Below are 25572 nucleotides of genomic sequence, written 5' to 3'. Positions count from 1 at the left end.
CCTAAATAATAGTGTGTAAACGTTTGTATATGGTGACAACAATCGCGAGGTTGGCGATGAGTATTATCCACAGCCCGATGGGGGTGAAATCTATCCCCAAGGCAACTAGTAAGCCCAGAACGCCAAATAAAAAAGCTCGGTCACTTTTACCCAGTGGGCCTTGGTTAGCTCGGTTCTGTGTTATTTGAACGGAGAGAATAGCAATCACTTCACTTAACCATGCAAGCAAAACGAAGCCAAATAATGCATAAGCGTTGAATCCGGTTATCGCGATAAAACTTAAATAGATAGCAGCATCAGAAATTAAATCGCAAACCTCATTTAACACTAACCCAAGTGAAGAGGTCATGTTGTGCTCACGAGCAAGCATGCCATCAATAGCATTTAAGGCCATGCGTATAAAAAGAACAATGGGTAAAACTCCCCACCATACGCTTTCTCCAATAGAGAAGAGCGCGACAGATGCTCCAAACGTGAAGATAAGAGTAAAGAGAGTGACTTGATTTGCGGAAATGTCTGCATTTGCAAGTCGATTAACACAAGGACGTAAGAGAGATTGAAATCTAGGTTTAAGTTGATAAATACTCATAGAAATGAAAAACCTTACTGATTAGAAAACTAGGCTTTTTGTGATGATTCATATGAAATAGCCTATTTCAGAGGGTTTACAATGTCTATGATTCGTTAAATGTGAATGGTTATATTACGAGCAATATCTCCTCGTACAGCTTAATTTATTATGGATAAGTAATCCTAAATGTAATGGTGATCGTATTTATCGATTCATATGACGAGAGTGTTTTAGTTAAAGAAGTGTAAAGGGATTGCTGATTAATGGGCACTTACATATACAATACGTGTAATAACATAAAAATAATATCAAAAGGAAATGACGATGACAGCTGCCATAACAGTGAGCTCAGTAGGGAAATCAGTAATTTCAAATGACGCTGAATTAACCATTTTAAAAGACATCTCTTTTGAGGTTCAGTCAGGCCAAAGTGTGGCGATTGTTGGTACATCTGGTGCGGGTAAGTCGACATTAATGACTCTATTAGCAGGATTAGATATTCCCACTGCTGGTGACATTGAATTATTAGGACAAAGTCTTTCCCAATTAGATGATGAAGCTCGTGCTCAAATTCGCAGTGAATCCATTGGTTTTGTTTTTCAAAGCTTCTTACTTATCCCATCATTAACCGCGCTTGAAAATGTCACGCTGCCTGCGATTTTACGAGGTGAAGGCGAAGATATTCAAAAAGCGAAACAGTTACTCGATTCTGTCGGTTTATCTGGCCGTGAAACGCATCTTCCTTCTCAACTTTCAGGGGGAGAGCAGCAGCGTGTGGCATTAGCGCGTGCCTTTATGACTCAACCTCGTATTTTGTTTGCAGATGAACCAACCGGAAATTTAGACCAACATACAGCAGAGCACATCATTGAATTGCTGTTTGAGATGAATCAAAAACATGGCACCACCTTAGTACTTATCACTCATGATCCTAAACTCGCACAGCGATGTGAGCGCACACTAACCATTAATGCAGGACAGATTAATGAAGAGGTAAAAGCGATATGAGTGAGCAATCAATGAGGCCAAACGCCTCAGGAAATAAAATGATATTGCGCTGGAGTTGGCGGGAGATATGGCAAGGTCAATTATGGCCGGTGATGGCGGCATTAACTTTAATAGTGGCGTGTGTGGTTGCTTTGTCTGCCTTGGCCATTCGAGTTGAGAAAGTAATGACGGATCAAGGCCGTTCCATGATGGCTGCCGATCTTGTGTTTCGCTCTGCCAATCCAACCCCCGAATTGATTCTGCAACAAGCGCATGACCAAAATTTAGTTTTATCTTCTCAAGTGCGTTTTCAAACCATGGCATTCAGCGACACTGGAATGCAATTGGTGAGTGTGAAATCGGTAGAAAGTAACTACCCACTTCGCGGTGAGCTCTTATTAAATGGGGTTAACAATGAAATACACACTCATGTTCAACAAGGTGAAGTATGGATTGCTGATCGTCTTTTATCATTACTCGAACTTAATATTGGAGATGTGATAGCCATTGGTGATGCAGAGTTGCCAATCAGTGGTGTAATTGAATCTGAACCTGAGTTAGCGTTTAACCCATTCAGAACCATGCCAAGTGTGTTTATTCATCAATCTGATCTTGATAAAACAGGTGCAATTCAACTTGGCAGCCGTGTTCAATATCGAACCTTATTTAAAGGCGAAGATAGTGCGATATCGTTACTGCAAAGTGATTATGAATTGCAAGCCGGAGAGCGTTGGATAAGCGAAGAAACGCAAGGTCGAACGGCGGATTTAATGCAAAAAGCCAAACAGTATTTATCATTAACTATTTTGATGGTGATATTAATGGCATCCGTGACCTTGGTATTAACCTGCCAACATTATGCGACCAGCCGTGCCAATACCGTTGCCATGTTAAAAAGCATGGGCGCGAGTAAACAATGGTTGAAGCGTTGGTTATTAAGCCAAGTCGGATTGATGTTTTTTACCGGAGTGGTGGCGGGCTCTCTAATTGGTCTTGGGCTAGAGTTATTACTGCGTATTCCACTGGCAGGGATCTTACCTGAGGATCTACCAAGTTATGGTTGGCAACCATTTGTATTTGGTTCCGTCGTGGCGTTGTTTATCGGTTTACCAGCATTGGGTATTCCGTTATTACGGTTACTTGATACGCCTGCGATAGCGGTATTGCAATCTCAAATTACCGCTTCTTCTAAAAAGGGATTATGGCTTATTGCCGTACCAGTGGTGGCATTCTTATTAATGTATGGCACTAACAGTTTAGTGTGGATGGTATCGGTTGGTTTGGTGGTGCTGTTCGTTCTATTAGCAGGGATCAGTTATGGGTTAGTGCATTTATTTGGTCGCTTTAAGTGGGGCCCAGCCATGACATTGGCACTTAGCCGAATTAAACGTTCCCCAAAAAACAGCATGATGCAGTTAGCCGCTTTATCAGGCTCGTTAATGCTTGTTGCGGTGATTTGGTTAGTAAGAACCGATCTATTGGGTGATTGGCAACAAACACTTCCGCCTGATGCGCCCAATGTTTTTGCGATGAATATTGCCCCTTATGAACAGCAAGAGTATTTGCAAAAGCTGGATAATGAGAAATTAGATCGCTCAGAAGGATACCCGATTGTTCGTGGTCGCTTAACTGAGATTAATAACGAAAGCACCAAAGACAAAATGAAAGGAGAAGGGCAAGGTTCAGAAGCACTACGTCGGGAAATTAACTTTACATGGCGTGATGCATTGCCTATCCATAATGAAGTAGTTTCAGGAGAGTGGACAACGTCGAATGGCGTTTCTGTTGAGCAAGACGTTGCTAATGACTTAGGCATTGAAATTGGAGATACATTAAGCTTTTCTGTGAACAGTCAGCCTTTTTCTGCGGTGGTTAACTCTATCCGAATCGTCGACTGGCAAAGCATGAAACCGAATTTCTATTTTATCTTTACACCGGATGTGATTGTTGATTTACCTGCGACGTGGTTAGTGAGTTTTAAAATAGATGACAATGAAAATACATTGCTGAATCAATTAGCTCGTGATTACCCAACCGTAAGTTTATTGGATTTTAGAACCATGGGTGGGAAGATCCAAGCGATGCTCGCGCAAATTACGTGGTCGTTAAGTGTATTGGCCGGTTTAGGTGTGGTGAGTGGCGTATTATTGATATTCACTTTGCTTCGTTTGAGTTTGTATCAGCGCCAACGTGAAATCACCCTTTATCGAACGCTTGGCGCAAGCCGTCAGCGTATTAGTCAGACGTTATGGAGTGAATACGGGGTAATGGCATTAGCCGCCGGTTTTGTTGCTGTGATGGGCGCTGAGGCGATTGTTTTTAGCTTGGTGAAATGGGGCTTTAAACTTGAACCAACACTGCACATCGGAATGTGGATTGTGTTGCCATTATTAGCCATGATGATTGTGTTTATGAGCTTGGTGAGTGTGATTAAGCAGCTATTAAAACCATTAAAGTAAGGTAAACCTCGAGCCCTTTTATTGTGAATGCAGTAACAGGGCTTTTTTATTTGGGTTCATATTGATTTAAATAGAGAACTAAACCAACGATCTAGCGTTTCTACATCATTTTTATTGCCATTAATGATGACCAATTGGCTTTTCTTCGCGTCATCCCACGATAATTTTTTTGTTGCAAGTGCATCTAGCACATCAAGTTCTGTGATTAGCAGCAACTCTTCTTTTTCAGGTAAGGTTTCTCTGCCCGTAATATTGATGCCTTGCTCAAGCGTCACCTTGCTGTAATGCCCTTTGATTGCTTCAAATAAACTAAAATTAATTTGGTGATCATTTGGTTTGGCTAACGCTGATTTAATGGCGAACAATTGAAAGTGCTCAGGTTTATTGGTATTACCTAAAGTATCATTTTTTCTTACCTCAATGATTTCTGCAAATACATCTAATGAACCAGGCTCGGTAATTAAGCTAAACCCAGTGTCTTGATGCAGTCCACAAGCAAAACTCAGTGAAGAAAAAAATGCTAACAGTAAGGTGAATTTTTTAATCATAGGTATGACTCCTTACACAAAATTAAGGGGACCAATGTTGATCCCCTTCTTAGGTTATTGGACGCTAACTATTGACAGTATTAACGAACGATAAGCATGATATTTTCAGGGCTCATTGGTTTATCAAAGTAACTCATGAAAAGACCAAAATCTTTGATACTGCCGTTAGAGAACTTAAAATCACCTGACTGTAAGTTTTTACCAATCACCTGTTGAGCATTAGGTCCTGCTATCAAGATTTGGTTTAGTACTTTACGAGAGGTATTGATTTGCACATCAGCATTATCTAATGCGGTATTGTGTAGTTGAGCGATACCGTTGCGGATCTCTATCGTAAATGATTCGTTAGTATCTGAGAAATTGTACGTTAACGCCATTTCAACATTCAGCGTCTCTTCTGCAATTAGAGTTGATGTCATCATGTCGAAAATTTGCTTACTTGGTAATGCGGTTAACACATCTACCGAAGCGAAGCTGATCATATTAGAAAAATCACGAGTACCTTCTAATTCGGCAGCAGCGTTAAGTCCCCAGTTGCGCCAGTTAATGTTCACTTGATCTGCTGCCCATGCTTTGTAAGCAACGGCTTTCAATTGACGAGCTTCAGTATCTTCTGTGTTTACCGTAATTGGGTAAGAAAGGATCTCAGCAGCAAACGTGTAGTTTTCAGCTTTAATGGCCGCTTTTGCCGTTTTGATGATGTTGTCACGACCGCCCATGATCTCAACAAACGCTTTTGCACGTTGATCATAAGCCATTGGCTCTAACTGCCAAGGGTCTGCTTCAAAGAAACCATTGTAACCTACATAAATTTGACGAACGGCGTGTGCAACGGTTCCGTAGTGCTCACCTAACCAAGGGTGCTCAGCAAGGTGTTTAGGTAGTTTAACCACTTCAACTAGCTCATCAGGCGTCATGCCTTTGTTCATGTAACGAATGGTTTGATCGTGAGTGTATTGAATCGCATCACGGTAAGAGGTAAGAACATTAGCGACAGCTTCTTTGCCTTCAACAGGGCGACCGTGTGAGTTGATCATGATTTCAGTATCAAACTGACGCATGGTATCGATGCCTTTGAACCACATTGATGGGTCACGGAATTTAGTACCACGGATAGTATGTAAGTTCGGGAAGTTTTCACCTTGTAGAACTTCCGCTGCGTGCAAGATTTTTTGTTCAGGAAGATAAACAACGATCTCATCTTTAGTTTCAGATGGCACGTTTACGATCTGCATATGTACGCCTGAGATAGTGATGTCTAGCGTACCATTAGCTTCAATAAGCGTATTTGGTTCGATGAAAGAGATATCACCTTGCATGAAGCGAGGACCAAGGCCATCGTTTACTGTGCCATGTTCACCTTCTTCAACGTGTTTTGCACCAGTGTAAGAAGTGCGGTGACCAAATAAAGTACCTAAGTTAGAAGACCAGTTTGCTACTGCGTCAGTCAAGCCTTCTTGAGCTATGATTTTTACTTCACCTGAAGCGACTTCAGCATCGGTAGTCCAAGCTCGAACACCAGAGATATGGTCAATATGGTTGTGAGAATAGATGATAGCTTTAACTGGCTTATCAGTGATCTTACGGAATTGTTCGCGCACTGATTCAGCCATTTGTACTGATTCGCCTGGATCAACGATGATGATACCGTCATCACCTTCAATCATTACGGGAGTATCAAGACCAAACCCATAACCTAAGTACACATTATCATCCACTTGAATGATGGCTTGATCCATTTTACGACCATGCTTTGTTAGGCTAGGGTGTACATGATCTGATTCTTCAGTATAAGCCAGTGATTTTCCTGTTTTAGACAAGACTTTAATTCGATCGCCTTTCCCCCAAAATAGGTTTGATTTGTGCTCAAATAACACGTCGCTTTTATAACGAGCATTAAGATCTAGATTTTGATATTGCGCAGCAGAGCTAGTTTGCAGCTCTTGACCTATTTTAGAGGTCGCTTCAGTCATAGGGGTTGCAACCGTTGCGTGTGATGTGAATAAAACCGCTGCAATGGTGATAGGTAGAGTTAGTTTTTTAAATCTATTAGTCATGATAACGACCTTCTTTTATTTTTAAATAATAAAGTAATTTTCTTGTCGTTAATCATAGTGACCTGAAAGGAGGAGAAATAGAGGCTAATCCGAATTCAATTCATCGGTTTTACGATAGGTTTTAAAGTGATAGTGGTGGATAAAGGCGATTTTAATGTGGGTCGTATCTCAATAAATAAGAATTGAGATCTCATATATAGTAGCTTTACGGTAAATTATTCAGGTGATGTGAATGCAATTAAGATGAGCCTAATGAGTAATGATATTCCAAATTTTAATCTATTAGCGGTATTTGTAGCAGTAATGGAGCAGGGAAGTTTAAGCAAGGCCGCAGATCATCTAAATACCAACCAATCGACGATCAGTACAGCTCTAGGACGATTAAAGAAAGAAATAGGGCATGAGCTTTTTATACGTAGTGGTCGTGGTGTTGTACCCACCTCTTATGCCACCAGTTTATACGCAGAAATCCAAGCCCCAATTCAACAGCTTAATGGTGTGTTTCAAGGCTTTGGTGAGTTTGACCCTAATACTTCAGTACGAAATTTTGTTATGACAGCACCAGAGCACCTTCAATGGATATTGCTCAGAACCTTTGCTGATCGACCAAAAAAGAACATCTCATTAGAATTGTTTGAGCAGTCAGACAACGATGAAACCATGTACGATGGATTGTTGACTCAAAAGTTTGATGTGATGATCGATATTGTCCCACCAACTCACCCTAATATAGAATCCACCCATCTTTTTGATGGTGAGTTTGTGATTGTGTGTCGCAAAGGGCATCCAAGAATTAAAGAAGTATTGAATATCTCTCAATATATGAATGAAACACACGCCGTTTTAGAGCGAACAAGAAACCAGATGTATACACTTGGTCATTATACTTCGATAGACATCACCAAGCGTAAAGTCGCTTACCATGGACGCTCAATGTTCAGTAACATGCTATTATGTAGTCAGTCTGATTATCTTACCGCAGTGCCACTCTCAATGGCATTGCAGTTTGAAGAGCATTTACAACTTCAAGTTCTTAAACCGCCTTTTGAATCAAAACAGATTTCTAATTATCTAATTTGGTTAAAAAAACTAAAACACGATCCAAGCCATAAATGGTTTAGAAATGAGTTGATATCAGCAGTGAAAGAGAATGTATCTAAGATGATGGATGTAGATTATAAAAAATAAGCTATCATCTTTATTTATCATATATTTATTCTGATGTTATTAATGCCATATTATTAATGTGACATTAATAACAAAAGATAAGTTGTGAATGTTATCCAACATTAATCTTAAATACGTTTAATAATGATTTGATTTGGGAAATGGTTTTCTATCTGATTAACAGAATAAGATGACGTTCCTTGTTTAATATCATTAATAGGCGCTTCTGTTGCAATCTCAATTTTTAAACCAAATTCATGAGATTTTGCTTCAAACGTATCGAATACTTCTTTTTCTTGCTTAGTGAGTTTGGTTAGGTCTTTGCCTTCTAATTCTAGTATTTGATCCAATAGTCGCTTATCTGTTGAGTTCATTATTTTATCCTGATGAATATATTTATTAGGACTTTACGCCTTAAAGTTAAAAATTAAAAGTAGAAATTTGATTGGGACTTTATGCTTGGAGAGTGATGTATATCAATGAGTTAAACTCTGGTTACCTAAGGTTGCGGGATTGTTTTATTCGAATAATATAAACGCCATACATATCAATATTGTTATTTAAAATAAGTTAATAAGACGATGTTATTTACTTTAAATAATCTACAATCAGTAAGAGTAAAGAAATAGTTGATATGGTTTTAAACAAAGAGTAATGTGAAAAATAGAGTTTTTAAGACCACTAACTATTGAGCCCGATTTTTTAATAAATATATTAGATTAGGTTGAAAATAGTAGAGTGGTTTTAATTTTTCATATATGACATTAAAGGTATTTAATTATGAAAATGAGAAATGTTTTATTCACCATTATATTAGCATGTTCATCTACTCTCGCATCTGCTAATGACCAAACTGCTAATTATCAGGATGAATTTTCAAAACCTGTTAATGGGATAAATACAGTAGAATCTGTATTGAATGCCAGTGCTGTCATTGAAGATACACCGATCTTACTTACAGGGTATTTAGTCGAGCCTTTAGGAAAAGAAGTGTATGTATTTAAGGATGATACAGGAACATTAAATGTCAAAATTGATGGCGATAAAATGCCAAGCTCACAAGTAAAACCAAACGATAAGGTGACGCTTAAGGGTGAAGTAAATAAAGAAGATAATTACATTATTTATGTAGATAGCATCACTGTTGATTAATGAAAATATGAGACGTTATGGTATTGAAACATATTAATCCTGTGAGTATGAGAGGCAATACATTACACTGCCCATCTCGTTTATTTAAAGGATTACTATGAGAACTCTATTTTTAACGTTAGCCCTGACTTTTTCTGCTGGCGTTGCTGCAAATACTACGAATGAATCTACAGATGCGATTGAGATAACATCAACTTTCATTAGCGCCCCTGTTGATACAAAAGCAGCGATGAAAGAAATGAGATTAGAATTTAAGCTAAGTGAACGAGCCGACTCTATTGAAGAAATGAGCAAATCGGTAATGAAGCTTGAATCATTAATTGATTATCTAAAACAAGAAACATATACCCCAGAAAAAGAAGAAATGTATCAAGAAGGTTTTAATAAGTTATCAGTATCGGTTGAGCTTATTAAATTGGACTTAGAAGCGGGTAATTTAGATAAAGCAAAAGAAACATTAGCGCAAATTGATGAGCTGAGAGTGGAATATCATAAAAAGCGTAACCCAAGTATTTGGAGTAAGATCTTTGGGTAATGCATTTTCTTTAAGTTAAAAAATGGAGCCAATTAGGCTCCATTTTTACTATATCTGCGATATAGAGCGATTAACTGTTATACATTTTATCGAAATTCTTCTGATTCCAACCAACCATCACTTGATCACCAATCTTAAGAACAGGGATAGAACGAGCCCCCATGGCCTGTAGTTCCTTACGTCCTCGTTGCATTTTTGCATTGGTCAATCTATATGCGATCTTTTTAGAATCAAGGTAACGTTGCGCGTCTTTGCAATGTGGGCATTTGTCTGCGACATATAAAACAATACGTTTCATTAGGCTCTCTCCAAGTAAATCTGGTTATACAACTAGCGTAGGTTATACAAACAAGTAAGGGAATAACTTACGACGCTCTTCAGGGCTTAATGCTTCGACACGAGCGATGTTTGTGTCAGGAATGGCTTCAGGGTTTGGATAGTGCTTTAACACTTTTGCCATGCTTTCTTCACGGATAAGATGAAATACTGGATACGGAGAGCGGTTTGTTAGATTTTCATCATCTTCAGGAGCAGCTCCGCCAAAACAGTAATCAGGATGGAAAGTTGCAATTTGGAATGTACCTTCCCATTCTTGCTGCTTAATAAGCGCATCAACCCAATCTAAGAAGAAGTTATAATCCATAAAATCTTGTAGCATATTTGGAATAGCAACGAGCGTGGTTTCTAGTTCTTCTGCTGTTTTAGAATCTAAATTCATTAATTCTTGTAATATATCTTCAAGCAGAGTTTCTTCTGTTGTCGCTTCAGATACAAAAATTTTGATTTGCTTATTACGGTTTGGTTTCGCCGCAAATGGGCAAAGATTAAGGCCGATAACCACATCTTCTAACCATTGTTGAACTTCTTGCTCTATTTTTTGAGTATTCATGCTGACTTCATTTTTATGGATAATATTTTTGGCAAGAATAACAGATTATTGTTGAGTTTAGAAACCACCAGCCCACGTATCAAATTCTGAAATCGTATTCAATTCTTGTTGTGTTAATGGTTTTGGGTAATAAGGTAAGCGCAATAGTTCTTCTGAAGGCAGAATTTTCCAATTAGGTGTCAGTAAATGACGTTCAATTCTTTCTTCTACTCGAACGTAAAGGTAATAACCATCAGAGTGGGTATTTGCGTAGCTAGCAATGGTTGCGATGACACCTGAAGGGAGTTTAACTTTTCGTCCAAGAGGAAAGCGTTGATGAAGTGCAAAGCTAACTTCCAGATCTTCGGTAATGCCTTTCCCTTTAGTTGCCCAAATGTATCGATGAATTGAACGATAACACGATCTTTATTTTGTTCGTGAATTTGTAAAAACTGTTCACCATTTTTGTCTGCGAGTAATTGCATTTATTCCCCATTTTTATAAATATATTCGGAAAGTTTATCTATATAAATCGAAAGTAGGGGGTTCCTATAGAAGATTGATTAAATAATCCCTCTTCCAGTTTGTCAGAAGTCACGGGCTTTGAGTAAAGATACCCTTGAATAATATCAACCCCTTCCTGGGTAACGAAATGTTCTTGGTTTATGTTTTCAATACCTTCAACAACCACTTTTAATTTCAGCTTTTTAGCTATATTAATCATGGCACATACAATGTTCTGATCGGCAGTATTTCGTTCTATATTTTTAATGAAGCTTTTATCTATTTTTAAGGTATCGAATGGGTATTTTTTTAAATATTGAAAAGACGCATAACCGGTTCCAAAATCATCAAGAGCAATTGATATTCCCATTTTATGTAGTTGATTTAACGTATCAATAGCTAATACTTCATCTGCAATTAACCCACTCTCTGTAACTTCTAGTTCTAAATTTTTAGCAGGGAGGTTGTAAAGTTCTAATAGTTGTTGGATGTGCTGAACAAAATACGGGTCTTTTAATTGAATAGCTGAAACATTAACGGCAGTAACAAAGTTTGGTGAATGCAGGATCCATTCAGAGGTTTGTTGAACGGCACTTCTAAGGGCGAAGTTACCTAATTCATATATTAATCCATTACGTTCGGCTAATTGGATTAAGACTTCGTTAGAAATTGAACCTAAATGTGGATGATCCCAACGTAATAGAGCTTCACAGCCTAACCAACGTTTTGTATACGGGCACACTTTAGGCTGATAATTTAAAAACAGATCATTATTACGTACGGCCTCTAATAAATACCCTTCAATTTTATGCTCTGAAAAGCTTGATTGTAAGGGGAGCGAACGATCTGAAATAGTGAAGGTTTTACCTAAGTTTTGACATTCTACAACGGTATTGTAAGCACATTGCAATAAATCGGAACGAGATACTCTATTTTTAGAGTGAACGGCGCCAATATAGCTTCGTAAATGGATAGGTTTATCGTTCTTTGAAAATTGGGTTTGGCCTATTTCGGAAAGGTGTTGGCATAGTTGAGGTAGTTTTTCTTTATTGGTATGAATAATCAATAAAATATCAGAAGAGCCTAAACGTCCAGTGACTGACATATCCGTTATTTTTGTTAGCTTAGAACGATACTCTGTTAATAAACGATCGAAAATATAATGCCCATACTCTTGTTGTATTTTGCGACTGTTTGCAAAATGAATTTGTAGTAGAACAAAATTTTGATTTGTATTTATTAGCTTATCCATGTGTAGATGAAGCGCCGTTGGATTTAGAAAGCCAGTACCCGCATCGTGATTTTTATGGTATTCAACGTTTTGTTCTGCTGCTCGACGGCAATCTATTTCGTTCGCTAATTTTATATTTATTTCAGTAATATGCTTATTACTTATCGCAATTTCTTGTTGTAATTTTTGATGGTTTTTTAATAGTTCAGAATGTTGAAATAAAGTGCCAAGTTGCGCTTCTATAGATTGTTGATAGGTTTCTAATAATAACTGGTAAGTTGGGTTAAATGTGTTTTCTTTATTATCAAGAAGGCAGATGGTTCCAAACGGACTGTTATCTGGCCAAAATAGAGGCAATCCGCAGTAGGCAATCATATTAAGCGCGGCGTCAGGATTTTTTTTCCATTTTGGTTCTTTTAAGGCGTTTGGCACAATTAATTGATGGCGATGTTTAACAACATATTCACAATATAAATGTTGATTTAGATCTTGCTTATCTCCTTTGGTATAAGGATTATTTGTAGAATCACTGCATGAAAATACATCCATATTTTCGTTATTAATTCTCATTATTAAAGTCGCAGGTACTTTAGCAAGATCGGCAAGGACATTGAGCATGTTTTGCCAATCTTGTTGTATCTTTTCAGGAATGATAATCGAGGACGTTAAGGACTTCTGCATATTAAGGTGCCCAATAAGAAGTAAAATTCTACATATCGTCACATATTAGCAGGTAAATCTGTTTTGTATTCGTCTTATTTTTAATACTGAGACGCCTTGCTACTTATTAAAGTAAACGATTGTATCTGTTGGTTTAATTAATCAATTGGTTATTGCCCTCTAGCAAAAAGCATTACTTTTATCGTCATCAATAAAATTGAAAGATCGGTTCTTAGCCAGCTAGAGATAGATCGTAGTGATAAAGCGTAACTATGGTCAAATCCCACTTTTGAACGGACATCGTCAATGCAAGTATCGTAACCTTGATTAACTTGGGCAAGCCCTGTTATTCCGGGCAACACCCCATAGGTTCGTTCACTAAAGTAAGGAATTTCATGTTCTAATTTATTATAAAATGTTGGTCTTTCTGGTCTTGGTCCAACTAAAGACATGTCTCCTTTTAAGACATTTATAAATTGTGGTAATTCATCTAAACGGGTTTTTCTTAAAAATCGTCCAACAAGAGTCACTCTGGTGTCATCTTTGGTTGCTAAGGTTGCCCCTGTTGTTACTTCTGCGTCTTGTACCATGCTTCTAAATTTGATCATTTCAAAAACATGAACTTGATCTGGCATTGCTTTTCCAACCCGTAATTGACGATAGAATATGGGTCCTTTTGAATTAAGCTTTATCGCTAATGCTATCAATGGAAAAAGAGGCAAGGTTAGTAATAAACCAATTAAAGAAAAACTGACATCAAATGTGCGTTTTGCACGAATAGTCGGTTGGTTAATTGTGTAATGAGAGTCCATCATATTATTGTCCTTTAATTATTTATGCACACGACGCCAAAAAGTAATGGGTTTATTGAATACGTAGTTTAGTCCGCCAAATAAATTAGCAATATGTCCGGTGACTAAATAGGTTAAGGTTTGGCAATATTTGTTTGAAAACAAGCGAGGAAAAAGAAACCCCATTAATCCAATGCCATAACCTAAAGTTTGTCCAATAAAGGCAACAAGAAATATAGGATTAGAGATAAGTGCGGCAGAACCAATATAAGCAAATATCATGAAATAAGGCATGGTTAGTCGCAATCCTTTTCCCGAGAAAAAAGTAAATGCCGTCCCCTTGTATTTTGGGTTAAGTAGAGGAAATAAGCGCAGCAATTGTTGCAGGTTCCCTGCAGATATTCTTAGACGTCGAGTGAAATCTTCATCATGCATTACGTGCTCTAATTCTAAAGCTTTAATGTTTGGTTCGTAGACGGCTTGATAACCTTGTTCGACAATTTTCATTGGCAAAATAAAGTCATCATTAATGGTGTCTTTATCTAATGGGATAAATAATTCTTGTCTGAATAAGTAGAAAGCGCCATGAGAACCTAAGCTAGAGCCAAGGGTTGATTCTTGTTGCTTAATTTTTGTTTGGTATTTCCAATAGTGTTTCTCCCCCTCTGAGCTAGGATCAAGCAGGTGATATGTCGGGTTCACTACGCCGACTCTGGGATTTTCAAAGTGTTTTGCGGCGATAAGTAAGGCATCGAATGAAAGTAAGGCTGATACGTCACTTAGGGCGATGATATCACTGCTGTATTGAGGTATTAATTGATTAAGCAATGCCACTTTACCTTGGTTTTGCTCAAAGTCATGAACTTCAATATGCACATCAGAACACACGGCTTCTTGAATGGTGTTATAAGTGATCTTAATCGTGTTATCAGTGCATCCATCACAAGCAATGATAATAGAGAGTTTGTTAGAGGGGTAATCGAGACAAGATAGGTTTCTAATTTTATCCGCAATCCACTCTTGTTCGTTATAAGCAGGAATAATCATGGTTATTGTTGGTAAAGAGCGGTCACGTTTTGATTGGTGAAATCCTCTTGGGATTACTTTTACACTGTGCTGCGGGTGTTTTGATGAAAACCAACGTAGAAAAATAGGGTATAACACATGATGATAGACCACAGCAAAAATACTGAGAGAAGTGAGAACGGTTAGAATAATATTCATGCGGTTACTCCTGAGAAATATAAGTGTTCGTAGGCGTCAGCCATAGATTGCGCATCATTGTTATCTAAGATAAAGGTTCTTGGGTTGCTTTCTGTTTTTTGGTTTGTGAGTTCTTTTATTGCTTTTGCTAATGAGGCTGGAAGGTTGTTATTTATTAATTTACTGGATTTTGGGCATAAAGTTTCAGCAACACCGCCAACGTTATGTGCAACACAAGGAATACCACAAGATTGAGCTTCTAATGTTGAAAGAGGAAATCCTTCATTGTTAGATGGAAGGCAGAAGATATCGAGCGACTGATAGAAAGTCGGCATCTGTTCAATATGCCCCAGAAAATGAACTCGCTTTTCTAGTTTGTATTGTCGAACTAAATGTAGCAGGTGCTCTTTTTGAGACCCTGAACCGGCCAATAATAAGTGGTAGTTATTATCTAAGAAGATCATGGCTTCAATTAAATTTGGGTGAGCTTTTACTGCTTCTAAACGAGCGGCATTACCAATAAGAATCGTATTTTTAGGCAAGTTGAGTCCTAATGATTTTCTCGCTTTATGTTGATCTCCCGTTGTGAATTTGTGAGGGTCAATGCCATTTTTTATGGTATGGATAGGATATTGATTGAAGGTTTTTTCTAGTGTAATTTTTACAAAGTCTGCGTCAGCAACCAATTTTGGTTTTGATAAAAACAGAGCCAGCTTTTGTAAATAAAGATGTTTCTTGGCGGTTAAATGCCATGCGTCATGCTCTGTATGAACGTGGTTTACGTCTCGATTGAGCATGGCGGCAAAACCAGAGTAAAGCAAAGGGCCGATGTGATGAGAATGAACAATATCAACATTATATTGTTTAAATATGGTCAGTAATTGATTTATAACGGATACCGAAAATCCTGAAGGTTTGTTTAAAAATATCAGCTGATTTTGGTGGCTTTTTAACCTAGGCCACGCATTAGTCGCATTATCTATAGTGCCGTCTAAGCTAACCACCATAATATTGTGCTTTGGGTTAGTAAACGTCAGCATATCTAAAACCATGGCCTCTAGTCCACCAGGGGCAAGGTGTTGAACAACATGGATGATGGTTTTCATGGTGGACTCCTTTAATTTAATCTTTACTCTGAAATGTCTTTTTATGTATTTAATTAATAGTTGCAGAGTTTGTGCCATAATTAATTTACTTTAAAATCAATTTCTTATGTATTTTGTTTTCTGTTTTCTCAAAATGAGAATGAAATTAGCAATTCACAATATTACGAATGATGATCAAATAATTGTGGCGTCGCATAACCGTGGTTCATTGGTTTATTATCTTGATAGAAAGAGTTAATTGGTTGTTTCGGTATACGGCTTAATATTGGCGCTGAGCTTAGTTCTGCAATTTCATCTTTTCTTCGTATCGTGGTATCGCATAATTCAGCTATGGTGGCGAGTCCAATACCTAAGGCTAATCCACCAATAAGACCCGCAATGATAAAGAGGAAATTAGGTAAATTGGACGGACTGTTTGGGGTATAAGGTCTATCAATTATTTTTATTCGTTTATCTTGTTCAAACACACCTAGCGAGCTTGTTAATTTAGCCATTTCAAATCGCTCAACAAGCTCTGTATACAATTGACGTTTTAGTGCTAAATTTCGTTGCAGTTGGTACAGTTCTTTCTCATCTTTACCGAAGCTTGTTGCTTGTATCTCAAGGTCGTTGATCATACTTTCTAAAACATTCGTTTCTTCGGTTAGTGCATCGACTTTACCGGTCGCTTTTTGCAGCTCTTCAAGCTGAGAAAGTAAAATAGGAGGGGCTTTAGCTAAATCCTCTACGCTATTACTGCTTGCAATGTCCCACAATTGCTCACTGCTTATACTCGGCTGAGTTTGAGACAATAGACGACTTCGTTCTTCTTCTAAGCGGTTTAGGTTTCTTAATTTTCCTTGCACCTTACTGTGTTGAGGGGTGTATCTCGCTTGCAACAAGGTAAGCTCGCCACGAATTCGAATGATTTGTTCTTCTATTTTACCGATGACTGGATTGGTTTTTGATAACTGTAAATCAATAGAACCTAAGCGTTTTTTGGCGCCCGCAAGTTCGGCTTGACGTTCGTATAAACGTTGTTTTAGTTTGGTTAATCGATCCAAACTGGTGATCTGCATTTCTGGAAGAGTGGTATTTTCTCTGCTTTTAAATTGAGCTAGCTTCTCTTCTGCAATATCCAGATCTTCGCGACGAAAATCGATATTTTCCGCTAAAAATTGGCTTGAGTCTTTCATTGAAGACCGTTCTGGTGCAAGTAATTGCTCTGTAAAATGTCGACTGACGGCTTCTAAGGTGTCTTTCATGCCCTCTTGTTTTGTTGAACTATAATCGATACGAATAAGATCTTTACCTGCCATTGTGACGGATAGATTTTGTGATAAATGGGCAACCGCATTATCAATCGCTTGAGGTGACATTGATTCATGTACATACCCTCTTTCTTTGGCAACTAAACCTAAGATATGTCGACTGTGTAGCAAGGTTTGTAATGAACTTAAACGTTCTTTTAGCATGGTAGAGACAGCTAAATCTTCCAAAAATGGATTCATTTTTGCTGTTTCTTGAATTAACATACTCGTGTGAGAATCGTAATGTTTAGGCGCTAATTTAGCTATCGTGAACCCTATTATTGGCATCATTAAAACAGGGATCATAATGAGGTAGCGCCTGCGCCACGCGGATTCTAGAATAATAAAAATGCGTCGGCTTAACGTAATCATAGTGCCTCCAACCAAGCATCAAGTTGCTTTGCTTTGGCTTGCCATGTATGTGCTTTAATTAATCTCGTTTGCTTTTGTATTTGTTTATGGCGTTCTAATTTATTGGGAGAAAACCAATTTTTTTGAATCGCATTTAAACTCGCGTTAAATTCATTGACTGAATTTACAGTGTGAATTGCTGATTTATAAGGCTTCAGGGCCGGAAAATCGGTGCTAATGATTGGCGTTCCTGTTGCTAGATATTCAAGTAGCTTTAAAGGGTTACAGGCTCTTATTTGTTCATTTTTGACAAAAGGTAATAAGCTTACTTGCCAATGCTGGCTATAACGCGGCAGTAAATGATGTGGTTTTGAACCAAGTATATGAACATTGTCTCGCGCAACGAGAGGGTTATAAGGCAGTTCATTTTGACCAATAAAAACAAAGTGCCAATCAGGGTTAGTTTTAATGACGTGATTAAGTAAATCATAATCGAGCCACTTCGATAGGCTGCCATAAAACCCAGCAATAGGTCGGCCATCATTGGGTAAATCTTTTGCTCTATAAACAGATTGATTAAATAGAATAAAATCAACTCCGTGAGGTAAATATTTTACTTTATTTTTTGGGAATTTCTCACACAAAATAGGGCTGGCAGCCAAAATGATATCTGCTTTTTTTACTAATTTTTTTTCATGCTCAAGCACAATATCGTGGTCTACTCCTGCTAAGGCACCAAAATCATCCCCACAATAATAAATGACGCGTGATTCACCTAAACTGCCACAAATATCAGCAACGGTTGGTAAAGACGTCCATAGAACCGGATTTTTTAATCCTGCTTTTTTCATGAGCGGTTTTAATTGTTTTACGATTAATTTTTTTGCCAGCCATCGAGTAAAGCGTCCTTTTGGGGCTGGAATCGTTTTTAGATTCACCGTTTGAAAGGGGCTATATGTGGTTGTCGCCTCAATATCTTCTGTTTTAGGTTGTGTTAGTTTTTTCCAAGCTCGTTTAATGTCATGTAATGACCAGTTTGGCTGACGTAACCCAATAGAATTGACCCATAGTATTTTTCTAGTCAGTGCTAGTTGCTTTATTAAATGTTGAGTACTAGATGGTAAACCGCCCCAATCTTCGCCAAAAACAATCAGATCATGCTTCATAACTAATGTCCTCTTTGATTGCTTTTGAATGTTCTATTTTTAATTTTTTGATCACTTTTGCTGGGTTACCTCCGGCCAAGACAAACGGCGGTAAGCTTTTGGTTACGACGCTACCAGATGCGACAATTGTGCCTTCCCCTACGGTGACATTACCGATAATACTAACGCGAGATCCAAGCCATACGTCTTTCTCTAAAATAATATCGCCCACTTGTATGTCTAGATCGGCTTTACCTAATGCGCGTTCTATTGGGTCAATAGGGTGCCCTGGGTAACCGCACAGAAAACCCTGCCCAGCAATGCGAACATTGTCATTAATGATCACGTTATTACCGACAGCGATGGTTGTTTGCCAACAGATATCGACATTGTTGCCAATATTAAGGGTTGGATTAGTTGAGTTAGTGCGGCCACTAAAGGTCGTTTGTCCTGATATACGACAATCGTCTCCAATATTCATTATCAGAGGGCCACTAAAGAAAGGGATCCCCCCATATAATAACGTACGCTTTCCGTATGAATTTAATCGCCCTTTAAAAGCGGGAAGGTAGAAAAAAAGATGAACTATCGCCTGCCATTGGGTTGTGAGCGTTTTATGCAATCCATAGAAGAATTTATTTAGTAGACAGGGGGTTGGTAATTCAAAATGACGTATGAATTTCGCAATACGAAATAGGCGAGAGGCTAACGGAGTGTCCCCCTCTTTTAGCCATTGTTTGAATCGATAAACAGATAAAGTATTCATGTGTAAATTCCTTTATTGATAACGCATACAAGGAATACTTCACGGATTGTGCCAGTTATTTTTTACTTTATTTTCAATGAGATAGTTTTGGTTGTTTTTATGGATAATTAAAATTCTCATTTTGAGAATCTATTTGAGGAGGAATAAGTGATGTAAATTAGTGAGTTAATTCATTGAGTGCTTGCTCACTTATCTTACTTACCGCAATAACTAACGCGGCTAAAATATAAATGGGCCAATTAAACCCTTGTGTTAAAAAAGTACCAGAGACAATGGTACCGATGAGGCCTGCAAATACTGCTTGAGCGCACGTATAAATTGCAGGGTCAATTTCATTTTGCACCGCTTTAACCGCTTTTAGGGTTTTATGAGCATTTCTAATGAGTACGATAATCAAGCTAATAAAAATAATGAATCCGAGAACCCCTGTTTCTGCTAATACCCCAAACCATGTACTGTGAACGGCATGGTTTAACCCATCCCAATGAGGGCTGTAATAAAAATAGTTGGCGTAAAAATTATCTAAGCCAACGCCGGTTAACGGGTGTGCGAGAGCCATTTTAACTGCCGCTTCCCAAGCGTATAAGCGCCCCATGGCTGATTCATCAATACCAGCTTCTGCTGCTCCACCTGACGACCTGTCTGAAATGCCGGCCATAATAAATAAGATTGATCCCGCAATAAACGCAATAGACAGTAAAAGGGATTTAGATTTAATTCGTTGTAATCCATAAATGCCAAATACAGCAATCATACCTAATAATCCCCCCCGACTTTGAGTGGCCATGACTGCCCAAAATAAAATAGGAATAGAAATAACCCCAATCATTCGTTGATGCCAAGGCAATTGATGGGTAACGAGTAAGCCAACCGCAAAAGAGATAGGGAACATCAGTACTAAGGCAAGATCATTAGGGTCACCAAGCATAGAACCAAATTCTCGTCCGATAGTGACTCGCGTTCCTTCCACTAACCCAATGCCCCCTAGTTTATTTTGAATGGCAACTATCCCAACCAATACGCCAGCAATGGTAATGGCTTTTAATGTAAATGACAGTTGTTGAGGACTTCGTACTAATATTGCAATGGCAAATGTCATTAATATGATTTTCCAATAGATGCCTTTAAAGTATTCAATGGCAATTGGACGATTACTTGCAAATATAATTCCGATGACAATTAACACCATAAAACAAGTAAGCAAAGTGAACTCTTTACACCAAAAAAATTTAATTTGTTTAGTGATAATCACTTGCCAGCTAAGTGCTACCAAAGAAGCAAGAGAGAGCAATAAAGGTATTTTTAAATTATAAATCTGAGGGAAGACTTCGTGAATTCGAAAGAAAGAGAAAATAACAAATAACAACACCATTAAAAATGGGCGATTTAGGGTATAAAGAACGGCCAGAGGTAAGATACCAAGTACCACAATCAAAGCAGGGTGAGGGAACAAGCGCCACAAAATCCCTGCGTATAGAGAGCAGGCAATAGCGGTAAACCATTGAAGAGTTTTCGATTGAAGTGGTGTGTCGTTGGTTACCATTATTTTATCTCATTATTTTTAAAAAACAGGTCGAAGGCATTGGATAAAAGAGGTTGGATCGTTTGCCAAAATGGTCTTGAATACCTTGATTTGGTTGTTGTACTGAGTTGCTTTTCATAAATATGCTCAAATTGTTGAGTGTAGTGGGACAGAGTAAAGTGACGGTATACGGTTTCTTTACCTCTTCGTCCCATTCGATTAGCCAAGTATGGATTATTCATCAATACCATGATGGCTTTGGCAAAAGAATCACTGTCATTTACTTGGGTTAATAGGCCGGTTTCATAATGAGAGATGACTTCTGGGATCCCTCCAACCATAGGAGCAATAACAGGCAACTGAGCAAGAGACGCTTCAACTAAAGCTAATCCAAACGCTTCGTCTCTAGCGCCATTGATATAAGCATTGATATCACTTTTTAATAGTCCAACAACATTGCATTGTTCACCTAAAAAATGAACATTATTTGTTAATTTTAACTGCTCAACTTGGGATTCTAGATTGGTTTTTTCTTCTCCATCTCCAATAATTACCAGATGCAAGTTAAGTGAGGTTGCATCGAGTTTATGTAAGCTTTCTATAATTAAATCAATGCCTTTTCTATAAATCAGTGAGCCTGACGTAGCCAAGACAAAAGCGCTTTTATCAATGTTTAATTGTTCTCTTAATAACGTGGATTTTTGAGCGTTTAGCTTCTTTGTATTTATCCCATTTGGAACTATTGTTATATTTCTCTCTTTATAGCCATCAAGTAATAAGTTTTGACCAACAGCGTCACTGACCGTGATTAATTTAGGGCTAAAATGAAGGCCTAAGCTTAAGCGATCTCGTAATGAATATTGGGCATGTAAGTGGGTCACAAGTGGAGTATGAGTATGACGAGCGACTAGGTTCATCCATTGACAGGGGACGGCACTGTTACAATGGATTAAATCAACATGATGTCGGTGTATAATATCTTTACCCTGCTGATAAAACTCATGCCAATTAGAAAGAGAAAAACGGGGAGATTGCCAACCAAGTAATACCGTAAACGGTGTGATATAGCTTGCAATGATTTGCTTCTGTATTTTATCTGCAAGGTATTGTTGGTTGCACCATAAAATACAGTTATATTTTTGGTGGTTAATATTTTTGATGAGGTTGATTAGACAGATCTCAGAACTACGATTCCAACCATTCTCATAATGTATAAACAGTAACGTTTTTTTTATGTTGTTTGACATGAGCCACCTCCCTTACTTTACTCTTGAACATATAGAGATAGAGCAAAGAAAGTGCCAGATTGTAATGTCTTTTATCTTTTTGATTTTAAACGATTTATAATTTATATCTACTGCGTTTTCTCAAATTGAGAATCATTTTCTATTTAAAAAAAGCACAATCGTTAGAAATGAAATATACATTGATAGGGGCTTATACCTGATAGACACTTAATAGTATTGGGATAATCGCATCGCTAGAAAAGTGTTTTTTAATGGTTTGCTGTGCGCTCTGTTGTATTGATTCTTTTTGTAAGTGAGGGAGTATAAACCAGTTTGATAAACAGTGAGAAAGCTGTTCTGGTGCAGTTATCCAACCATTTTCTCCGTGTGTTATTAATTTTTTCAAATTACCGACAGGAGTTGAAATAACAGGGATCCCTCTTCCCATTGCCTCTAGGGCTGTCATCGGTAAGCCTTCATAGCGAGAGCAAATAATTAATAATCCAATGTCCTGCCAGATAGTATCCATTGAATTTTGATGGCCATGACACATCACATTGGTTGGTGCTTGTTGATTTATGTCTTTTTCCATAGGGCCGGAGCCATAAACATGAAATTGATGCTTTGGGTGCTGCTCGGCTAATTGAATGAATCGGTCCGGCGCTTTTTCATGGCTTAATCGCCCCACAAAAGCAATATTGGTTCCTTGAGACAAAGAAAGATTTTTTGTTGATATGAAATTATTTAATACCGTTGTGTTACTTGGTATACGCAGATTAATGTTTTCACTGACAGAAAAGTTGTGATGACTTAATAGGGCGGTCCAACGGTCTAGAAAATCATAAATTGCCAATTTACCTTTACTCACTTCCCCGGCATGAAACGTATTAATAAAGCGTATTTTTTGATGGGAGGTAAGTAAAGATAAACGCAGTAACCGTGAGTATATCGCCGCTTTGTAACCGTGAGAATGGATTACAGAAGGGGAGTGGTGACGAGCATAACGAAATAAATCACGTAATGATCCATTTAAAAAGCGATAAGGAATATTAGCGTCGTTTAACAAACTGATCAGAGGGTGCGTGTGTTCGTATTGACGCAGAAAAATAACTCGAACCGAACGTTGGAATGATCTTAGTCCTTGTGCAAGTTGCAAGATGTGGGATTCAATGCCTCCCACATCTTGGCTGTCTAATAATAACCAAATATCAGTGTTTTTTTTATGAATCTGACTCTTCATACGCTTCCCATGCCTGTTTTTTTCGATACAGGGTTGATGGGCTTAGTTCTAGCAATACCGCAGCATTGAGAACATTTCCATCGCAATGGTCAATGGCATTTTGAATGACTTCTCTTTCAATATCAGCCATAGGGCGAATCGTACTAGTGTTAACGTCTTGATGATGCGCTTGAGTAGGTTCAGTTATTGGTTGGGCTACCGCCTCGGCCTCTTTATATACTTGTGTTGGTGCTTCTCGTGATGCCATTGGTTTTACAATAGGAGAGGCTAACGGTTGATTTAATGGTGGTGGTAGATGCTCTATTGCCACATGAGTTTCATTATGAAGAACCACGACGTTTCTGATGATATTTTGCAGTTGGCGAACGTTTCCTGGCCATGCGTAATTACACAGTCTTAATTCAACTTCACGAGACATGGCTTTGAATTTCTTTTTGTCTTCTTTTGCGTATTTCTTTAAGAAGAAAGACGCAATATCAATAATATCAGTGCCACGATCTCGCAGTGGTGGCATTTGAATAGGAACGACATGAACTCGATAATAGAGATCTTCTCTAAAGCGACCTTCGTTTACCTCGGTAAGAGGATCTCGGTTAGTCGCACAAATAATACGAATGTTTGTACTGAGTTCTTTACTTCCGCCTAATGGGGTAAAGCGTCCCGTTTGTAGAAATCGCAGTAATTTTTTCTGCATTTCCAATTCCATTTCGCATAACTCATCGAGAAATAACGTGCCACCGTTAGCCATCATTGCCGCGCCTTTACGATCGGTTGTTGCCCCTGTAAACGCCCCTTTTATGTGACCAAATATTTCACTTTCCATTAAGTCTCTAGGGATGGCACCACAGTTTATTGCGACAAAAGCTTTGTTGTTGCGTTGGCTTTGATAATGAATGGCTTCTGCACAGACTTCTTTACCAGTACCACTTTCACCATAAATGAACACGCTAGCCGTGGTTGGAGCTACAGCATCAATGGTTTTGTATACCGCTTGCATTGGTAGGCTTGAGCCAATAAACCCTTGATATTTTTTACGGTTAAAGGTGTTCTGTAGATCTTCGACTAACCCTTCTAATTTATTACGTTTTAAATGATTAGCGATAGAGGCTTTTAAGCGATTAGCTTGGATGGGTTTTTCAATGAAATCATCAGCACCGCTTTGTAATAAATTGACGGCGATATTAATTGTTCCGTGTGCAGTTGCAACGATGACGGCACATGGCAATTGTTTTTCTTTCATCCATGCCAGAACATCTTGCCCAGACATATCAGGCAATTTTAAATCAAGAATCACCAACTGTGGTGGATTCTTCTCCATGAAAGCTTTTGCTTGCTCTCCTGTGGTGACATGAAAGAATTCATAAGGCTCATCCTTTACATATTGTTTGTAGAGGATAGCCAAAGAGGTTGAATCTTCAACTAAAAGTACTTTTTGTAGCATAAGCAACGTCCTGTTTTACCTAGCAGTTTTTTATTGTACTGTTTTTTTGATTTTAATTTGTGAAGCCTAAAGCGTTTCGTTGCTCTAGTGCTAAAAATGACTCTTGTGCGATGTCTGGTAATAAACGGGCCTTGGCCAAAGCATCATCAAATTGGTGTTGAATACAGTGTAATTCTATTTGGCGAGCAATGGCAGATAAGGCAGCATTACCAAGAGTGAGAGAGCTGCTTCCTAGCGTATGGGCTTCAAATTCTAGTACATACAAGTCTTTAGTATGGGCGGCATTTGTAATGGTTTCAACACGCTCTTTGGATTCTATAAGATAGAACTTAATTAATTCGGGCATGACACTAGCGTCGGTATCTTTGATGATTTGTTGAATAATCTTTTCATCAATTAATACCATAGAGGGTTCGTCTTCTTCTTCTTTCTCTTCATTTTGTGACGTAGTTTGCATTTGTAGTGTTGGCGATTCTGAAATGGTTTCATCAACATGATAATTATCTTGTTCTGATTTTTTTTCTTTTTTTATGTCGACTTTAGATGAGGCGATTTTTTGATCTTTTATCGGAGTATCAATAGGCTGCAACTGAGCTCGAGTGACTAATACCCCGATAAAAAAAGCGATACTGATTGTCGATATTAGTTGAAGGACTCCTGAGCTAAATTGAATAGCTAAAATAAGAAGAACAATAAAGGTAATGATGCTGGCCCATGTTTTTGGTGCTGTTTTTTTATATGTGTTCATAAGTT

The 25572-nt window shown here is 38.1% G+C and carries 23 protein-coding genes and 1 pseudogene; 5 read left to right on the top strand and 19 right to left on the bottom strand.

The genetic code is table 11. The features are described from left to right. Nucleotide 1: 1 nt before the first annotated feature. Nucleotides 2–589: a CDP-alcohol phosphatidyltransferase family protein gene (locus A6E06_RS07290; protein ID WP_065591976.1), complete on the bottom strand. Its 588-nt coding sequence runs from the start codon at nt 587–589 to the stop codon at nt 2–4. Between the two features lie 306 nt (nt 590–895). On the opposite strand from A6E06_RS07290, the gene A6E06_RS07285 reads away from it, so the two are divergent. Next, entirely contained in the window at nt 896–1579 is a 684-nt protein-coding gene (locus tag A6E06_RS07285) for an ABC transporter ATP-binding protein (protein WP_065591975.1), read from the top strand. Further along, nucleotides 1576–4017: an ABC transporter permease gene (locus tag A6E06_RS07280; protein WP_065591974.1), complete on the top strand. Its 2442-nt coding sequence runs from the start codon at nt 1576–1578 to the stop codon at nt 4015–4017. The genes A6E06_RS07285 and A6E06_RS07280 overlap by 4 nt, the downstream gene beginning before the upstream one ends. Nucleotides 4018–4073: 56 nt before the next feature. Here A6E06_RS07280 and A6E06_RS07275 read toward each other — a convergent pair whose 3' ends face one another. Beyond that, entirely contained in the window at nt 4074–4565 is a 492-nt protein-coding gene (locus A6E06_RS07275) for a hypothetical protein (protein WP_065591973.1), read from the bottom strand. A gap of 80 nt (nt 4566–4645) precedes the next feature. After that, nucleotides 4646–6622 carry an alkyl sulfatase dimerization domain-containing protein gene (locus tag A6E06_RS07270; protein ID WP_065591972.1) on the bottom strand — a complete coding sequence of 659 codons (1977 nt, stop codon included), beginning with the start codon at nt 6620–6622 and terminating at the stop codon, nt 4646–4648. Between the two features lie 252 nt (nt 6623–6874). On the opposite strand from A6E06_RS07270, the gene A6E06_RS07265 reads away from it, so the two are divergent. Beyond that, nucleotides 6875–7810 (top strand): LysR family transcriptional regulator, encoded by a 936-nt coding sequence (locus A6E06_RS07265; RefSeq protein ID WP_065591971.1) that lies wholly within the window; start codon nt 6875–6877, stop codon nt 7808–7810. 107 nt (nt 7811–7917) lie between these two features. On the opposite strand, the gene A6E06_RS07260 is transcribed toward A6E06_RS07265, so the two are convergent. Then, nucleotides 7918–8163, bottom strand: coding sequence for a hypothetical protein (locus A6E06_RS07260; protein ID WP_065591970.1), 246 nt, complete (start codon nt 8161–8163; stop codon nt 7918–7920). Nucleotides 8164–8569: 406 nt separating this feature from the next. On the opposite strand from A6E06_RS07260, the gene A6E06_RS07255 reads away from it, so the two are divergent. Then, entirely contained in the window at nt 8570–8941 is a 372-nt protein-coding gene (locus A6E06_RS07255) for a YgiW/YdeI family stress tolerance OB fold protein (protein ID WP_065591969.1), read from the top strand. A gap of 97 nt (nt 8942–9038) precedes the next feature. After that, a complete protein-coding gene (locus A6E06_RS07250; RefSeq protein WP_065591968.1) occupies nt 9039–9476 on the top strand; it encodes a cytochrome b562 in 438 nt (145 codons plus the stop codon). Between the two features lie 70 nt (nt 9477–9546). Here the strand turns inward: A6E06_RS07250 and A6E06_RS07245 are convergent, their stop codons facing one another. The 15 genes and pseudogenes from A6E06_RS07245 to A6E06_RS19555 form a co-directional block, all read right to left on the bottom strand. After that, the gene (locus A6E06_RS07245; RefSeq protein WP_012551652.1) at nt 9547–9774 is read right to left on the bottom strand and encodes a glutaredoxin family protein; all 228 of its coding nucleotides are present in this window, start codon (nt 9772–9774) and stop codon (nt 9547–9549) included. A 42-nt stretch (nt 9775–9816) separates the two neighbouring features. Beyond that, complete coding sequence (locus tag A6E06_RS07240) at nt 9817–10365, bottom strand: DUF1415 domain-containing protein (RefSeq protein ID WP_065591967.1); 549 nt, start codon at nt 10363–10365, stop codon at nt 9817–9819. Between the two features lie 57 nt (nt 10366–10422). Continuing rightward, a pseudogene (locus tag A6E06_RS20205) lies at nt 10423–10829 on the bottom strand (hypothetical protein). A gap of 38 nt (nt 10830–10867) precedes the next feature. Continuing rightward, nucleotides 10868–12760, bottom strand: coding sequence for a bifunctional diguanylate cyclase/phosphodiesterase (locus A6E06_RS07230; RefSeq protein ID WP_065591966.1), 1893 nt, complete (start codon nt 12758–12760; stop codon nt 10868–10870). A 149-nt stretch (nt 12761–12909) separates the two neighbouring features. After that, a complete protein-coding gene (locus A6E06_RS07225; RefSeq protein WP_065591965.1) occupies nt 12910–13554 on the bottom strand; it encodes a sugar transferase in 645 nt (214 codons plus the stop codon). Between the two features lie 15 nt (nt 13555–13569). After that, nucleotides 13570–14754, bottom strand: coding sequence for a glycosyltransferase family 2 protein (locus A6E06_RS07220; protein ID WP_065591964.1), 1185 nt, complete (start codon nt 14752–14754; stop codon nt 13570–13572). Further along, entirely contained in the window at nt 14751–15839 is a 1089-nt protein-coding gene (locus tag A6E06_RS07215) for a glycosyltransferase (protein ID WP_065591963.1), read from the bottom strand. Before A6E06_RS07215 ends, A6E06_RS07220 begins: the two co-directional genes overlap by 4 nt. A 161-nt stretch (nt 15840–16000) precedes the next feature. Beyond that, complete coding sequence (locus tag A6E06_RS07210) at nt 16001–17500, bottom strand: chain-length determining protein (RefSeq protein WP_065591962.1); 1500 nt, start codon at nt 17498–17500, stop codon at nt 16001–16003. Continuing rightward, nucleotides 17497–18645, bottom strand: a complete 1149-nt coding sequence (locus A6E06_RS07205) for a glycosyltransferase (RefSeq protein ID WP_065591961.1) — start codon at nt 18643–18645, stop codon at nt 17497–17499. The genes A6E06_RS07210 and A6E06_RS07205 overlap by 4 nt, the downstream gene beginning before the upstream one ends. Further along, nucleotides 18635–19390, bottom strand: coding sequence for an acyltransferase (locus tag A6E06_RS07200; protein WP_065591960.1), 756 nt, complete (start codon nt 19388–19390; stop codon nt 18635–18637). The genes A6E06_RS07205 and A6E06_RS07200 overlap by 11 nt, the downstream gene beginning before the upstream one ends. A 157-nt stretch (nt 19391–19547) precedes the next feature. Continuing rightward, the gene (locus tag A6E06_RS07195; protein ID WP_065591959.1) at nt 19548–20933 is read right to left on the bottom strand and encodes an O-antigen ligase; all 1386 of its coding nucleotides are present in this window, start codon (nt 20931–20933) and stop codon (nt 19548–19550) included. Then, nucleotides 20933–22159 carry a glycosyltransferase family 4 protein gene (locus tag A6E06_RS07190; RefSeq protein ID WP_065591958.1) on the bottom strand — a complete coding sequence of 409 codons (1227 nt, stop codon included), beginning with the start codon at nt 22157–22159 and terminating at the stop codon, nt 20933–20935. The genes A6E06_RS07195 and A6E06_RS07190 overlap by 1 nt, the downstream gene beginning before the upstream one ends. Before the next feature lie 190 nt (nt 22160–22349). After that, a complete protein-coding gene (locus A6E06_RS07185) occupies nt 22350–23378 on the bottom strand; it encodes a glycosyltransferase family 4 protein (protein WP_065591957.1) in 1029 nt (342 codons plus the stop codon). Continuing rightward, nucleotides 23359–24819, bottom strand: coding sequence for a sigma-54 dependent transcriptional regulator (locus A6E06_RS07180; protein ID WP_065591956.1), 1461 nt, complete (start codon nt 24817–24819; stop codon nt 23359–23361). The genes A6E06_RS07185 and A6E06_RS07180 overlap by 20 nt, the downstream gene beginning before the upstream one ends. A gap of 52 nt (nt 24820–24871) precedes the next feature. Beyond that, nucleotides 24872–25567, bottom strand: coding sequence for an Hpt domain-containing protein (locus tag A6E06_RS19555; protein ID WP_255312063.1), 696 nt, complete (start codon nt 25565–25567; stop codon nt 24872–24874). Nucleotides 25568–25572: the final 5 nt, after the last annotated feature.

Source organism: Aliivibrio sp. 1S175, from assembly GCF_001690985.1.
Classification (GTDB): domain Bacteria; phylum Pseudomonadota; class Gammaproteobacteria; order Enterobacterales; family Vibrionaceae; genus Aliivibrio.
This window is presented reverse-complemented; position numbering and strand designations above follow the sequence as displayed.